The 16,362-nt window shown below is 35.9% G+C and carries 8 protein-coding genes, 2 tRNA genes and 1 pseudogene; 6 read left to right on the top strand and 5 right to left on the bottom strand.

Features of this window, described 5'->3' with window-relative positions:
* Nucleotides 1-179: 179 nt before the first annotated feature.
* The 5 genes and pseudogenes from ACFINK_RS02350 to ACFINK_RS02330 form a co-directional block, all read left to right on the top strand.
* The gene (locus ACFINK_RS02350) at nt 180-1,370 is read left to right on the top strand and encodes an MFS transporter (RefSeq protein ID WP_375638180.1); all 1,191 of its coding nucleotides are present in this window, start codon (nt 180-182) and stop codon (nt 1,368-1,370) included.
* A complete protein-coding gene (locus tag ACFINK_RS02345; protein WP_375638172.1) occupies nt 1,367-2,572 on the top strand; it encodes an ATP-grasp domain-containing protein in 1,206 nt (401 codons plus the stop codon). The genes ACFINK_RS02350 and ACFINK_RS02345 overlap by 4 nt, the downstream gene beginning before the upstream one ends.
* Nucleotides 2,573-2,679: 107 nt before the next feature.
* Nucleotides 2,680-3,057: a YqcI/YcgG family protein gene (locus ACFINK_RS02340; protein ID WP_375638171.1), complete on the top strand. Its 378-nt coding sequence runs from the start codon at nt 2,680-2,682 to the stop codon at nt 3,055-3,057.
* Nucleotides 3,058-4,503: 1,446 nt separating this feature from the next.
* Nucleotides 4,504-5,730: an MFS transporter gene (locus tag ACFINK_RS02335; RefSeq protein ID WP_375638170.1), complete on the top strand. Its 1,227-nt coding sequence runs from the start codon at nt 4,504-4,506 to the stop codon at nt 5,728-5,730.
* 824 nt (nt 5,731-6,554) lie between these two features.
* Nucleotides 6,555-7,126: pseudogene (locus ACFINK_RS02330) on the top strand (integrase); the annotation flags it as partial.
* Nucleotides 7,127-7,806: 680 nt separating this feature from the next.
* Here the strand turns inward: ACFINK_RS02330 and ACFINK_RS02325 are convergent.
* The 4 genes from ACFINK_RS02325 to rplU form a co-directional block, all read right to left on the bottom strand.
* A tRNA-Ser gene (locus tag ACFINK_RS02325) sits at nt 7,807-7,896 on the bottom strand.
* Nucleotides 7,897-9,167: 1,271 nt separating this feature from the next.
* On the bottom strand, nt 9,168-11,699 hold the full coding sequence (gene ptsP / locus ACFINK_RS02320; protein WP_375638169.1) for a phosphoenolpyruvate--protein phosphotransferase: 2,532 nt from the start codon (nt 11,697-11,699) through the stop codon (nt 9,168-9,170).
* A 1,405-nt stretch (nt 11,700-13,104) separates the two neighbouring features.
* The gene (gene rpmA, locus ACFINK_RS02315; protein WP_100130483.1) at nt 13,105-13,374 is read right to left on the bottom strand and encodes a 50S ribosomal protein L27; all 270 of its coding nucleotides are present in this window, start codon (nt 13,372-13,374) and stop codon (nt 13,105-13,107) included.
* A 12-nt stretch (nt 13,375-13,386) separates the two neighbouring features.
* Nucleotides 13,387-13,866 carry a 50S ribosomal protein L21 gene (rplU, locus tag ACFINK_RS02310; protein ID WP_375629522.1) on the bottom strand — a complete coding sequence of 160 codons (480 nt, stop codon included), beginning with the start codon at nt 13,864-13,866 and terminating at the stop codon, nt 13,387-13,389.
* A gap of 285 nt (nt 13,867-14,151) precedes the next feature.
* Here rplU and ACFINK_RS02305 point away from each other — a divergent pair.
* A tRNA-Ser gene (locus ACFINK_RS02305) sits at nt 14,152-14,241 on the top strand.
* A gap of 317 nt (nt 14,242-14,558) precedes the next feature.
* Here the strand turns inward: ACFINK_RS02305 and pgi are convergent.
* Nucleotides 14,559-16,223, bottom strand: a complete 1,665-nt coding sequence (gene pgi / locus ACFINK_RS02300) for a glucose-6-phosphate isomerase (protein WP_375628411.1) — start codon at nt 16,221-16,223, stop codon at nt 14,559-14,561.
* Nucleotides 16,224-16,362: the final 139 nt, after the last annotated feature.

Below are 16,362 nucleotides of genomic sequence, written 5' to 3'. Positions count from 1 at the left end.
CCGCTCTCAGTTTCTCCAAAATTAGCTATCGCTATGAGAAACGTTATCGTTCAAATCTGTATCATGCTTCTATCGAAAAAACTTGACATGCCTAACAACATATATATTAGCTTTTTGTAAAAATGTATAATTTATAGCATGTGTATTTAACATGGGGGGATAATGTGCACAAACAACTGATGTTTCGGTTTTATGGGCTTGTTGTCCTGCTGTATCTTTCTGATATGGTTTTATTTTTAAGTAATCTTTGGAATGCTTATCGCATAACATCCTCATCGGTTTTCCTGGGCGTAACCATGGCTTTGGGCACCCTTATGCCCTATCTTTTGAAAAAAAGCGGTCTTGTGCGCATTAAAGCCTCATTGCGGTTGGTCGATTTATACAAAAGGCGGATCATTATCTATAGCCTTCTTTTATTGATTGCTCTTTTCCATTACGCTGATTCCCCCTTTGGTTTTATCGCTGTCTCTATCTCTATCGGCTATCTCTCTTTGATTACCTTAAGCACACTCGAGACTTATAATACTAAACTAGCACTTAGTGGTTATATTAGCGCCCAAAAGGCTTCCCGCATTATGCAAACAGTGGTGCAAATTGGCGCATTTTTGGGAGCAGCACTAAGTGGTTATCTCTTAGAAGCGACCAGCCCTCGAGGGGCAGCGGCTGAAATCGGTTATAATGGTTTGATTGTGACACTTTGTGTGTTTGACATCATTATAAGCCTTATAGCCGGATATATTATATTTTGCGATGAATACAACGCTACAGATACCACAGCACTTGCAACTGGTAAGAAGCCAGCACCTACACCGCAAGCGGATGAGCTCTCCCGTGAACTTAAACTTTTATGCGTCTGCATAGGACTTATTGGCTTTCATATTTGCGCTTATAATACGCTGGCAACCATTCTTTTTCAGAGTGTGAAAAATTTTGGCTCTGAATATTATGGACTTTGCAGTGCGGTTGCGGGCATGGGCGCTTTTTTGGCTGCTTTTATCAAAATCCCTCGTTTTGAATTTATTCTCCCAGCCCTTATATTGAGCGTAGCTGATCTTATTTTTAGCACCACACAATCGCCCTATTTGGCTGTGGTCTTTTGCTTTTTTATTGGCTTTTCAATGAATACCATGCGAATTAATGCCCGCAAACATACGATTGAAGCGACCAAAACAGAGGCTCAAGCAGAGCTGGTGGGAAGCTATAGCGGCATGCTTTATACTCTCTCCCAGTCGGCAGGTTATGTCATTCTTGGTCTTCTTACAAGCTCTGCCCTTATGGGTCCTCAAGCAGCTGTTTATCTTCTGCCCCTTATAGGGTTGATAATCTTTATTTATGTTCTTTTCCTTTTATTACAGCGGAACAAAGTATGAGAAAACCTATTCTTATTGTCGACCCTTTCTCCACGGGTGCCCTCTATGGCCCTGCTTTGCAAAAATTAGGCTATGCTTGTTATGGTCTTGTCTCTCAAGCAGCTCCTTTTTCACACTTTATGCTTTCTTATCAGGGAAAGGGCATGGCAGAAGCGAAGCTTCATAGTGTAGATGAGATAAAGAAACGTTTTCCTATCGGCACGATAGAGGCTGTAATAGCGGGTGCCGAAAGAGGTATCTATTGTGCAGAGCAATTGGCGGCTTATTATGGTTGTCTTGGGAATAACCCCTTGACTACCGATTGGCGACGGAAAAAAGCAGCGATGCAAAAACGTCTTTGTGAAAATGGTTTATCTTACATCCGATCAAAAATTCTTACAAAAAACGATTGTACTCTCGATGGCTTTGAAAGCCACAGCGGCTATGTGGTAAAGCCAAATGATTCTGCAGGGAGTGATGGTGTTTTGTTTTTCTCTAATCTTGAGGAAGTAGTAACGTGGGCCTCTGAAATCAACTGGAAGAAAAAAAATATTTTTGGCGCACCTAACGAGGCCTATTTGCTCCAAGAAAGATTGGAGGGAGAGGAATACATCGTCGATGCCGTTGTAAAGGGAGAGGCTATAAAAATATGTAGTTTGTCACGATATAAAAAAGGTATTCATAATGGAAGTACTTTTGTTTATGAAACGCTTGATGTGCTTGATTCTCAAGATCCCTCTTATGCCTCTCTTATCTCTTATGCAAAACAATGCATTCGCGCGCTGGGGATTGAATATGGACCTGCGCACATGGAAATCATGCAAACAGCTCGTGGTCCAGTGATGATCGAAGTAGGAGCCCGCCTCCACGGAGGAATTGCACCCACCTTGTTCGCGCATTGCTATGAAGATGGTTTACTTGAAAGCTCCGTTAACCTTATTGCAGGCGTGTTTTCGCAAACCCCAAGTCGCTTTAAGAAAAAAGGGCGTATTATCTTCCTTATCAACGAGATCGACGGTCATATTATAAAAGATGTTAACGTATGGCGGCAAAAGCTTCATTCTTGGGAAAATGTGATTCATTTTACGCTTTTTTTTAAAGAAAACGAGCCCCTCCCCCTAACCATCGATTTAAATACCTGCCCAGCTATTATAGCAATTTGGGGACACAATGATGATGAATTATCAGCTTTGGAGAGGATCATTCGTAGCAATTTCCTATAAAATACAACAATTGGGAGGAAAACATGGATTCAGCAGCGCAAATAATTGAAAATATAGACAAATATTAAAAATGGAAGCAGATCGTTTTTAAAGAATTCGATGCAACCATGAATAACACAATTAGACCTTTTCCCTGCCTATTCGGTGTAAATGGATACTCAAAAAATATGCTTAGATTTGAGTTCTACAACAAGCTGACTTCAAAAAATATGATGGAAGACATGATAACTTATTGCGATAACTATAAAAGTTTTGGAAAGAACACATCTTTTGTTGCATTCGAGGAGCCTGCCCCCATACAAAGTATCGAATTTTATAGAGAAAAATTCTGGTCTATACTTAAAGATTTGCGAGATTTTGACAACCGAGAATGGCCTAAGCATATACCAAAAAATATGGACAATCCTCTATGGGAGTTCTGCTTTCATGGGGAGCCTACGTTTATAGTTTGCAATACCCCATCCCATATAAACAGAATTAAGTAAGTTCTCTATTTATGTTAACTTTCCAGCTTAAGTGTTTTTTCTAAGTCTTCTCTCTACAGAACAAAATGTATTCTCGTTGTAGGAAAAAGGACTGAACCTTTTTATATTATCACAAAATCTCCTTATTTTAAGAAAATATAGCAAACTCCAAAATAGAGAATGGACGCAATATTTTCTGCAAGGCAACACTATTGAATCCCTACCTTTCTCATATCATCTAATGAAACACGATAATGACTAAGTTTTCTAAAATTAAATTAAATAAAAATATTTATGATATATTAAAAATGATACTGCCAAAACAAGGCTCGATAGAGATTCAAAGGGATTTTCCAAAAAATACATAGAATGCAGTGTGTATGTATAAAACTTCTCAGGATGATCGTGTTAATAGCAATGTTTAGGGAAGCCTTTTGGGGAAAGATTTTACAGCAATTATGAGTATCTCTAGAATGAAAAGCGCTGACTTTTAGAACAGAGAGAAACATTGATTATAACAGTTTATTAGGCTAAACGCAGAATATTTATCCTAATAATGGATGGTTAAATTATAACGGGATAGTTTTTTGATAATCATAAAGAAAAAGGTATAGAGCGTGTTTCTTTTAGTTAAGGAAGAGTATTGCTCATTTTTTTTCTAAAAGTAAGCAAATTCAAAGATAATTTTTTGTTCTTATAGTGGTGAGAAAATAATTGTCGAAGTCAGTGAAGGGGAGATTCCAATAGATTGTTACAAAGTTTAATAAAAGTTGGAATACTTAAAAATTCTTTAGTTTCTATTATGATTTAAGAATACCAGGTTAGGATATGGAGAATTCAAGAGCTCAAAACTTTGTGATAATATTGGTTTAGAATTACATCTTGTTCATTCAGACGAGATGAGCCAATTATTATATGTCACAGAGACATATGGGTGGAAAATTAAAAAAAAGCTTATCCAGAATCTGACTTAAAGGTTATTGGAACTTTAGTAGTAAGATTGGCTTGGTCTCATGTTGCTCAAAAATTAGCAACCAATCTTGTTGTGACTAGACTAAATTTGGAAGATCTGCTCACTGAGCGTTTTTATAATATTATGAAATGATAAAAATATTAATATCTCTTCTTGTCTCGGACATGAAGCCGGTGCTATTTGTATTTATTATCCGTTGCACCATTGTCCGAAATATATTTTAAGTGGTTGTCACTTGAAATATGCCTTGGAAAATTATTTGGCAAGAGAGCGTACCTATATGTATTGGAAAGTAATTTCCTATTATTTATCTCAATCTATAGGTACAACGTTACCAAGTATAGAATTCATGCTGACAGATGACTTTCAAAAAATAAGTGCCTATAACGCATTTGAACTAAACTTTTATGAAAAATTCGGATTAAGTACCGAGCTACATTTGACAACAGAGGAAATCACAAAATGGTTTAGTGCTCTGTCTGGGATCATAAAAAATGTTGCGTAATTCCGTCTTTCTTATGATTTTGATTGGAAGTTTGACAAGTTTCTGTACGAGTGGTGTATTATCTATCGGCCTTTCTTTATTACAATTCCAAGATACAACTGGAGAAGCATCTGCTGCTTTAAATGTCGTTAATTTAATCGCAATTGGAATTGCTGGCTTATGTTTGGGAAATGTGTTGGTGCACTATCAAGGCTTTATAATTGGGTTTTATAGCCAAATTATTTGCGCTTGTTTATTGTCTTTCTTATTATTCATAAACAACTCAATGCTTATTTTATTTGTGTTTTTCTTACTCGCTCTACTGATGGGGGCTGATAATCCAAATAACAATAGTGCCTTGAATCTGCTGGTTCCAGCTCCCAAACAAAAAGCTGGAATTTTTGCATTTTATACTAGTTGCTGTCAGTTTTTTGTTATTATATCCCCGTTGCTTATATATTTTATAATTGCGCATTTGGGGCACAAAATAGCCATAGCCTTTATTGTATTTATCTATCTTTTGAATGCCAGCTTATGGTTTCGTATAAAGTCTATACAACACCTAAACAGAGTAAAAGAGCTATTAAAAACGCCATCTCAAAAGGCTTATGGAATTGGTTTTAGATGCCTTTGGCGGATTTCTGCGTTGCGGTTTTTAACGATTAATCGTATTTTGAATAATTCTCTCTATACGGGGCCTATTGTTTTATTGCCACTTGTTCTTGCTTCTATAACATCAGATAATATAAAATTTACAGCTATTCAAAATTCTATTTTTGCTTTGTCAGCACTGGGTTTTGTGATCAATGGTCTTATCTCATCTTATTATTTACGGAAATTTCCATCTTTAATTCGTTTTTTTGTATGGGGGGCACCGGCTTTTGCCGTGATCGCAATCTCTTTTGTTTTATATTTAAATTTTACTCAATATTCCCTTTATATTATGGGATTTTTATTAGGTATTGGGCAATTTTATTTTAGGATATCGGGAATAACAATTGGACAAGCTATCACACCTAGTGAAAATTTAGCCGAGGTGATTTTGGCAGGCGATGCCAGTGTACGCATCATAACAGCTTTATTCTCTATTGTACTTTTATATGCAGGAAAATTTTTTTCATTTTCTATATTATACGTCCTGTGTGTATTTATAGGCTTTTGCGCACCTTTATTTATTTTACAGGGGCTATCCATTTACCTAAAAGGCCTTAGCCATAAAAAAGCGTTGCATGAATGATATTCAATTATTACGCCAACCTTTATTCTGATTATAGTAATAGATAAATATTCATGATATTAATTTTAAATGAGCACATTGCACAAGAAAAACTGAAGTTTTTGTTACCTCTGGTGTAGATAAAACGAATTTAGCCCGTTAATAAACGAAATTGCAAATAGCTCTATGATCACCATTGATTCTAAAGCTTTAAGTTGGTGATAATGGTAAAAATCATTCAATAATATTCGAAAAAATATTTTATGCTGCATCAGATAATCTAAAGAGGGAAAGGAGATAAAAATTATAAAACTTATGGAAATCCAACACAAATTTTTAGGGACACATAATGACAAACAAAAGCTATGCTTGAATGATCTCTTGGCTTCATCGGTTGAGTGACGGTGCATTTCTCCATTATGGTCGATTGATAGAGTTTTCCTGTTAAGTTTGAGCATACTGAACGTAACCACATGGTCAAGATTCCTCCTTCCAATGTGGCCAACTTTGATCATAAAGTAGATTCTCACCTGATGAAAATTGATTGCAGAAATGCAGCTTCGTGAATAAACAAGAAAAAAAAGTAAACATACGACCCATCAACTATTGGACAAGACATTGATTTATAATGATAATATATCGTTATTCATATTGAATTAAAGACCCGAATATCGTAAGATTTCCTCATTTCAAATCTATGTATGTTGAATCAATTAAAATCACTTGTTTACACACCACAAGCAAGACTAGCATGTAGGTAAAAAACTATTAAGAAAAGACTAAAAATACCTCTCATGAATCGTCTTAAGTACTAAGGGCTGTCGCAACATCCACGAGCTGGCAAAATGTGTGATGGTGCCGGCTTGCTCTTTCATAAACTTAAAGATGGCACTGCTCAATAGCTTTATCGTTATACCATTCACGGACATCGCCGTAAAATGGGCCTGGGTGCTCTTTGAGAGATGTTTCTTTTAAAAAACCGTGAATTGGCAAACCAATGGCGTTCTGTTTTACGTGAGGGGTGTTCCCTCATTCAAGAACGCAATAAAAAAAAGCATGAATCAATGCATAATCTTCATTATTTAAAATATATTACTTGAGATCTTTAAAAGTCGTAAAGCAGAATTAAAAGGAGATGGGAAGTGTTTTCTATCCTTAAAACTTCATATTCTCTCTAAATTAGGCTATCTGCTCGTTTTAGAAATTACCCAAAGAGATATATAACACATTTGCTCCTATTTGGCATACAAAATCTGAAACAGCAGAGAAAGCACTCATCCGCCTTAATCCTTGTCTAAAACATGCTGCGGCATTAGATGTAGATGTTTATTTACAAGCAATAACAAAAGCGCAGACTTTGTTAGGGAAACAACGCCATAAAACACAAAACTTTCCAGAAATGGATTGGAGAGCCATCAGTCAAAGCTCCTTGTGCTCATTTTTGGAGATCGCACTCAAAAACAGTATCAGACAATGGTTACCAACTGGTTAAAAACGGTGTTCTCGCAATTCGTAAAACCAAATGATAAATATCACTGCCCTACATCAGCCGCTATAAAATACAAACAATTTAAAATTGAATTTACAGCAGAAAAAATGCTGTTTGTGTCCTGTAGAAATGCCAAAAACAGCGAAAACCGGAACACTTAAAGATGAAAATCTGAAAAAACAACTCTGTAGGTAGCCTTACAAGCACTGGACAAGATCAATGTCCCCATGGGAGAAATACAATAAAAAACAAAATTTGACTAACAAGTCCAAACAAACTTTCAATCTCTCGGAAGATCCAATTTCCTTGTCTCAAAAAATATTATAAACCCTTCTTTACCCTTCACGCAGTTGTAGAGCCCGCTCGTTAACAATGCTATACTATTAGATAGACACGAACTGCCCTGTTCACAAGCGATTGATGTTTCTTGTCTAAAGATTCCGCACTTCCTGTTTCCAAGTACAAATCTTTTCAGAAAAGAAGCAATAAAAGAAAAATTAAAGAGTTTTTATAGAGATCCGATCAACAAAAAATATCAAAAAATTTCGTACATTCTAGGATTTAAAGGTTATGTGATAAAATCTATATAAAGGTTTGTTTATCATCAATGGCGGAGAGAGAGGGATTCGAACCCTCGATATGGTTTCCCATATACACGCGTTCCAGGCGTGCGCCTTCAACCACTCGGCCACCTCTCCAGAAGTTCGCACTATACCCAGAAAGAAATAACGTGCAAGTCTAAACTATACATTCAAAACCCAAAAAACAAATTCATTTATTAAAGTAAGAGCTTTTATCTGTTGAATAACAAGCACATCCCTTCTTTTTAAAAAAAAACTTTTTTCGTGGATAGGTTTGTAGAATACAATAATGAGAATAAAAAGATTGTCACCAGTTATAAACTTTCATGCTCATTTACGCACTTTCTGCTTCACAAAAAAATACTTCTCTTAAAATTGGCATACAGTCCATAGTTTTACACAACCAAATAATTAAAATCACTTACTTATACGTCATAGGAAGGGATGGTATGTGGGGGAAGAACATTTTAAGAGAGGATAAGCGGCTCTTATGCATTTTCTTAAATAGCACGAATTTTTGCAACATTGAGAGCTGTAAAATAGTGTGATGGTATCAGTTTTCTCTTTCATAGGATTACATAATAAGCCCTATTCTAAATCCTCTATTCAATTTCACACTTCTATATTTAGTTGATACTAAAGAAAATAAAATTCAGAAAAAACTTTGCATTTTTAATTTAATATGTATGAATATATTTTATTTTCTAAAATGAAAAAATAGTCTCATTTTGATCAAATACAAAATCATAAAAATGCAAACCTGTTTTCATTTTTACCATATATTTTTAAATTCAGCGTTACAGTTTTCAAAATATCTAAAGTAGTCTCCATTATTAAAAAAAAATTACGTATTACTTCATACTTTTGATTATCGCATTCTTTAAGTGGGATATGGTCTCATAACAAAACAGAATACTCTAAAAATATATTTTCTTTCTCATCCACACGTTTGTTAAAAAACATCTCTTAAAGCTTGTCACATCTACCTCATACGGTGTCTATGAGTGGTATAAAATCTATTGGATAGCATCATCTTTTCTTAAATAAAAAGGAAAAGCCAAGTACGATCACGCTATTTATCCCCTAATGTTGCAACATCCCCTGCTATTTAAGAGAATGCATAAAAGGCATTTATTCTTTCCTAAAGTGTTTTTATCCATACATTACTCCTCCTTGTAATGTATAAAAGAATAATTTTATTAATTTAATATAGAGAAATTTAAAACGAAAAAACCTTACGATATTTAGAGTTCTCATTATGTAAAACGATAAATTACCATTATAAATTAATATGTTGTTAATAATCGTCTTAAAGGATAATGTTTTACAGCACTAAAGATCTGATTACTCTGCAAAATGAGCTCGTTCTTTTCCCTTAATGTTCTTTATCACCTTATATCCTTGCTTAGAGCACGTACAGCTCGTGCAGTTTCACATTGTAATGCTTTTTGTGCTAAAATTTTCATATCTTCAAAACTATGAGTCTGTAAACACGCCTTTACTGGAGAAATATCGCAAGATATCATAGAAAGCTCATGAATTCCCAATCCAGTCAAAATCATTGCACCAAAAGGATCTCCAGCCATACCACCACATACACTAACCCAACACTTATGTTGTGCAGCTCCTTGAATAGTCTGATAAATCATACGCAAAACTGCTGGATCAAGGCTATCAGCTTCAGACACAAGGTACGGACTTTGCCGATCAACAGCCATTGTATACTGTGTTAGGTCATTGGTTCCAATTGAAAAAAAATCAACATGGGCGCTTAATACATCTGCCATAATGGCCGCTGCTGGAACTTCGATCATAATACCAAGTTTTAATTTTGGTGCATCAACATCGTTGCGGATTTCCTCTGCAATCTTTTTTATAGCGACAATCTCTGAAACAGACATGACCATCGGAAACACAATCCATAGATCTCCACCCTCTTTTGCCGCTCGATATAAAGCACGTAATTGAGGCACCAAAAGATCACGTCGACGTAACAAAAGCCGCGTTCCTCGAACACCTAAAAAAGGATTGTCCTCTTTAGATAAATGTAAATGCGTAACCTGTTTATCTCCACCAATATCAAGTGCACGAATAATTAATGGCTTATCTCCTACAGCTGTAATCATCGCCCGATATATATTAAATTGTAGCTCTTCATCCGGAATATATGGATTCTCTAAAAACAAAAATTCCGTGCGCATGAGTCCAACACCTTCAGCCCCTAAATCAAGCGCAACAGGAACCTGATTTGCGTAGTTGACATTAGCCATGATACGAATTCTTTGACCATCTGTCGTTTGCGCTGGTAATCTACATGCATTTATTTCACTGACACGTTTTTGCGCAACAGTATCAATATGCCTTTGAGCATCTTCAACGTCTTCAAGCGTAGGATTAAGGTAAATAAACCCGTTATCGCCATCAATAATAGCCTGAATATCAGACTGAATTGCTAAAATATCATCACCTGCAGCAACAACCATTGGAATACCAAGAGTACGCGCCAAAATAGCTGTATGAGATAATGGACCTCCCCATGCTGTTGCTAATCCTTTTACCCTTGTACAATCAAGTTGTGCTACATCAGAAGGAGAAAGGTCATTTGTAACCAGAATTACACCATGTGGAATATCATTTAAAAAGAACGATCTATAGGATGGATTGATTTCACCTAAAACACGTCGACCAACATCAACTAAATTAACAGCACGTGCTGCTAACAAAGGATTATCTACCTTAAAAAACATATCTGAAAATTGACGAACCGCTCTATCCCAAGACCAAGCGACACCATGACCTTCCGCTATAAAACGACAAGCTTGAGCTATTAAATTTTCATCTTCAAGCAAAACCATTTGCGCAGAAAAAATCGCAGCAGAATCTGCTCCCATACGCACTGTAATATCAGAAATCACAGATGCCATTTTATGTTTTGTTTTTGTAAGAGCATTTTCAAGACATGCTGCACCAGCTGCAAAATCAATTGGCTGATCTATTATGGAAATATCATTTTGCCTTAAAACAAAAATCTTACCAAATGCTAATCCTGAACTCGCTCCAACACCAGAAATGCCTTTTTGCATAGAGCGTGGATACCAACCATGAAAAGCCTTTGTTTGAGATTCCATTGCTCTCATCAGACATTTTTCACTAATACTCACTTTTTTTGCAATAGCAATGGCATCATTGAGAAGTTGTGCTCCTTCTGCAGCATCTGTAGAAAAAATCAGAACATCACCGTTTTTTGCTCCTAATTGCAATAAACCAACCAAATTTTTCATTTCAACGGTATATTGACCATGGCGAACTCTGATGGAACTTTGAGCCTTTTTCGCAAAATCAACCCAAAGAGAAGCTGGTCGTGCATGAAGACCACTTGGATAATCTAAAGTCCATTCCTGACACACAGAAAGGTCACCAATAAAAGTTTTTTCTATCTTCATATTTTGGTCAAACAAAGTTGTAACAATTTGTTGTTTGTCCATAGTTGTTGCAAGTACTTCAAGCTGTTTTTTATCAAATAAAAGAGACGTCAATTTTTTACAAATTTCTCTATAGCGATCTGGACACGCTGCAATGGCAATAACCAAATATGCTTTCTTGCCATCCTGCCACTCAACACCAGCAGGAACCTGTATAACAGCAACAGCATCCTTGATAATTAAATCACGATTTTCAGCCATACCATGAGGAATGGCTATACCATTTCCAAGCCAAGTATTGGTTGTTTCTTCACGTGCAAGCATGCTTGCCAGATAACACTTATCAACTGCACCAACCTGCACAAGCAATTCAGCAGCAGCATAAATTGCATCATTTTTATGATCAAAAGCAGCTGCAAGTTGTACAGATCTTATAGACAAGATTTCACCATCAGCAAAATCTACATTCATTGCTTCTGCTTTCTCATATCTCATCATGAATTCAAATTGCCTCACATTTGAACACCAATATCTCTGACACATTCCTTTTCAAAGCTGCATTTCCCAAAATACAAGCTATAAATACCACCACAGCTTTATTTATATTTTACGGAATATAGCTAAGTGAGGTGCTTAAATACCTCAATATAACCGATAAAACAATTGGATATTATTATCTAGCGAAGTGCTTAAAACCATTATAAGCAAATCTACCTCTTACTCTTTTACTTTACAAAGACAAAACCCCATTTTCTACAGAACCAATCACCTGAAAAACTATGTTTTCGAAACGCTCTCATTATCCTAAGTTATTCAACATAACTTTTCATTATTTTTCCTACAAGAAAGCATCCTTCCCAATCATCCGTAACTTCAGCTAATATTTTGATTGATTCCTCAAAGTTTATTTAACCTATTATCCCTCTTTATAAATTCATTACATAATTACAAATTGCTCCATGCAACTTATCATCTTTAAAATTCCGTGCTGCCCATCTTATGATATCAAACCCTCGATATATAATATTTATATATTTTAAGCTACACCTTTACTTCAATCAATATCGTAAATACACAATGCCCTCTGTCGCACATTTGCAAAGCACGACACCCTCCAAGCACCATCACCAACAACTAAAATCAAGAAAAACTCTACAAATAAGATAAATAAAGTAAAAAATGAAACGCAATTATTGCCTTAACTCTAGCTCTTATGCTTGTTTATTTTCAACAATACACAATAATAGTGAAATCAGAAAAAATATTCTTGAAGGGCGCTGATTGCACGTTGGTTATTTTTATATCTTTAAACACCGTCCTCCTTAAAAATATAATTTCACTCTCGATTTACCGAAAATTCCTTAATGCACGTCACTTTCAAAGTCGTTTTGACTACCTTTTTATGGATTTTTTATCCCTATGTCTTTTTAAATGAATAGCCCCACCTATCCACACTACCACCTAAAAACAGTATGACAACTCATCAATACCACAATGCCGATAAAAAGATCCATCTTTATCAAAATGATTACATCAATAATGCTCTCATTAAATTTCTCATAATTTTCTGAAAACAAACTGCTTCTCTTATAAGAAATTACTCGACGCTTCTTCATACATAAAAAGAAAGTCTCTCCTCACTATTATTATACAGAAACTTATCAACAAATTCTATCATAATATCAATATGTTCAGTACTAAATACTAACATAACAGCGCAGAAACTTTTTCCCTCATTGAGAAAAGCCATTTCCTCAATTGTACCTTTTTCGTATATCTTCTACATTTATTATAGTACCAACGCAAAAAGGGAAAGATAAGACTCTATCTTTCCCTTTTAATACTTATAAAACCACAACTATAATTCAATGAAATCCTGTTGATTTCTAGAGAGTGTTACAGATTACTCTGCTGCCTCCAGCATAGGAATGACTGAAACATAGGAACGATTACCCGCTTTGCGTTGAAAAGAAACCTTTCCATTTGATAATGCAAAAAGCGTATGATCTTTTCCAATACCAACATTGTTACCAGGATGCCAACGTGTACCACGCTGGCGAATAATAATATTTCCGGCAATAACGGTTTCACCACCAAATTTTTTAACGCCTAGACGTTTCGATTCTGAATCACGACCATTACGCGAGGAACCACCAGCTTTTTTATGTGCCATAGACGCTCTCCTTTAATCTTTCTTACTCTTTGATGCTACAGACGCTTTCTTCTGCGGCGCAGTCTTTTTTTCAACCGTTTTTTTAGCCGTCTTCTCAACAGAAGCAGCAGCTTTTGTTTCTTGTGGTGTAGTTTCTTCTTCTTTTATCGGTTTCGCAGCAACTTTTTTAGGTTTTGAACCACCCATTAAAATTTCTAAAACACGAAGCCTCGTAAATTCTTGACGATGGCCACGCGTGCGTTTAGAATTTTGACGACGGCGCTTCTTAAATGCGATAACCTTGCGCCCACGTGCCTGTTCTAAAATCTCAGCTGTCACCAATGCATCAGCAACGACAGGGGTACCAATAACCGCATTACCTTCTTGCCCAACCATTAATATGTCATTGAATTCAACAACATCACCCGCATTTCCACTAACTTTTTCAACTTTTACCACTTGATTAGCAACAATGCGGTATTGCTTACCACCAGTTTTAATGACTGCGAACATTTTTTATCCTTCCGTTCACTCCAGCTCTTATTTAATTTCTGCCTTGAAATAAGGGAAAATAGGCTGCTTTTTATCAGTCGTAATAGATCCCAAAGAAGGATAAAACCTTCTTCAACACAAATATGCGCAGATTTCCCCACGCTTATATTTTGTATATATGAAGGAATTTCTATTCTCTGTCAATAAAGTCCTATAAAAAAGAAAAAAAGGTTGTACCAAAAACAATTGAAGGTTATCTACCACTTATACACTCAAATAGTGCCGATTTTTGTTTCACTTTATTATGGAGAGATGGCTGAGTGGTTGAAAGCACCGCACTCGAAATGCGGCATAGGGGCAACTCTATCGGGGGTTCAAATCCCTCTCTCTCCGCCACAGTTTATAAAGCGATATTATTAAAACTGTCTTTAATCGTAGCTTTCCGATTGTAGCTTGTCAGCAGGTTTTGTACCAATTTATTTTTTTCGAAGGATTTTAAGGGGGGGCTCAAAGGGTCTTCAAAGACCTCTCAAAGGTCTTTATCGTTTTTGCGAATAAATTCTCATTTTTACAATTTTTGCACTTTTTTGATTTTCTGTTACATAAATCTAATCCAGATAATAAGAGAAGGCATAGTAAAATTAAAGAATTATCTCATATTTCTCCTCCTTCTACTTTTGCTTAGTTAGTACAAAACCTACTGTAAAATTATATTATTTTGCACGTCTTGCTTGAATATGTGCTAGCAACCCTAATGTTGAACTATCACGATTATCCGCTTTACTTTCTCCACGAAGAATTGGTAGTAACTCGTTTGCTAATTCTTTACCAAGTTCAACACCCCATTGATCAAATGAATTAATATTCATTAAAATCCCTTCAACAAAAGTGCGATGTTCATAAAGCGCAATAAGACGACCGAGTGCAAAAGGTGTTAATGAATCTTGAACCAGCGTAATGCTGGGACGGTTTCCTTTAAAACTTCTATGACGTGCTAAATGGTCTGCTTCACCCTCATCAACTCCATTTTTTATCAAGATATGCCGAGCATCTTCAAGACTACGCCCCTTCATCAAGGCTTTTGATTGTGCTAAACCGTTTGCTAGCAACATCTCATACATAGAATGTAATTTTTTCTCATGCCCTTTTATAAATAAAATAAATTCTACAGGAATAATATCTGTTCCTTGATGCAGAAGCTGAAAAAAAGCATGTTGACTATTTGTTCCTGAATCCCCCCAAACAATTGAACCACTTGAAAAACTTAATGGTTTTCCATCCAGCGAGACTTGTTTACCATTTGATTCCATATCAAGCTGTTGTAAATAAGCTGGAAAATGTATTAAACGCTGTGCATAAGGAATGATCGAACGTGATGAATAACCACAAATAACACGATGCCAGAATCCTAAAAGAGCAAAACGAATAGGAATATTTTTATGCAAAGGCATAGTTTTAAAATGTTGATCCATTTGCAAAGCACCATTGAGAAATTGGCGAAAATTTCCACCACCTATTGCAAACATAACAACAAGTCCAATGGCTGACCAAATTGAATAACGTCCTCCAACCCAATTCCAAAATTTAAAAACTCTTGTGGAATCTATGCCAAATTCTGCCACTTTATCAAGCGCACTTGAAACAGCAACAAAATGCGTACAAACGGCTTCTTCTCCTAAATGTGAACAAATCCACTGACGTGCAACTTGAGCATTGACCATTGTTTCAGCCGTTGTAAAAGTTTTAGAAGCAATGACAAACAGCGTTGTTGCTGGATTCAAAATAGAGAGAGTATCAGAAATATGGGCACTGTCAGCATTCGAAACAAAATGACACTGTGGACCATCATGATAAGGTTTTAAAGCATATGTGACCATTGCAGGACCAAGATCAGAACCACCAATACCAATATTGACAATATCACTTATTCTCTCGCCACTGCTTCCCTTATAGCTTCCATCACGCACCTTTTCAGAAAATCTTTCCATATCTTCAAGGACGTCTTGAATATCGCGAATAAGATTATGACCATCCAACATGAAAATTTCATCAGCAGGTAAACGTAATGCAATATGAAGAACTGAGCGTTTTTCAGTTGTATTAATCGCCTTACCAGAAAACATTGCATCACGCCGGCCTAACACATCTGCTGCGACCGCTAAATCATCTAGAAGTTGCAATGTTTTAAATGTCACACCACATTTTGAAAAATCGAAAAGAAGATCATCAAGTCTGAGGGAAAAATGGGAAAAACGCTGTTCATCTTCTACAAAATGCCGACGAATATCATAGACCCCATCCTTTGCGGCATGGTTTCTTAAAGCTTTTAATGTGGCTTCAAAAGCCATTTCATTTCGAATCGAAAAGCTATCTCCCATAAGCTTATCCTATACGGTTATTGATAATGAAATCTATGCCCAAACAATAACAAAGCAGAAAACACCTCCTTTATTGCTCGCTATTTTCACTGCTCACATAAAAATGAAGGAATATACAAAATAAAAGGATAAGATCCGA

The sequence above is a fragment of the Bartonella sp. AA16NXGY genome, assembly GCF_042197325.1.
GTDB lineage: Bacteria > Pseudomonadota > Alphaproteobacteria > Rhizobiales > Rhizobiaceae > Bartonella.
This window is presented reverse-complemented; position numbering and strand designations above follow the sequence as displayed.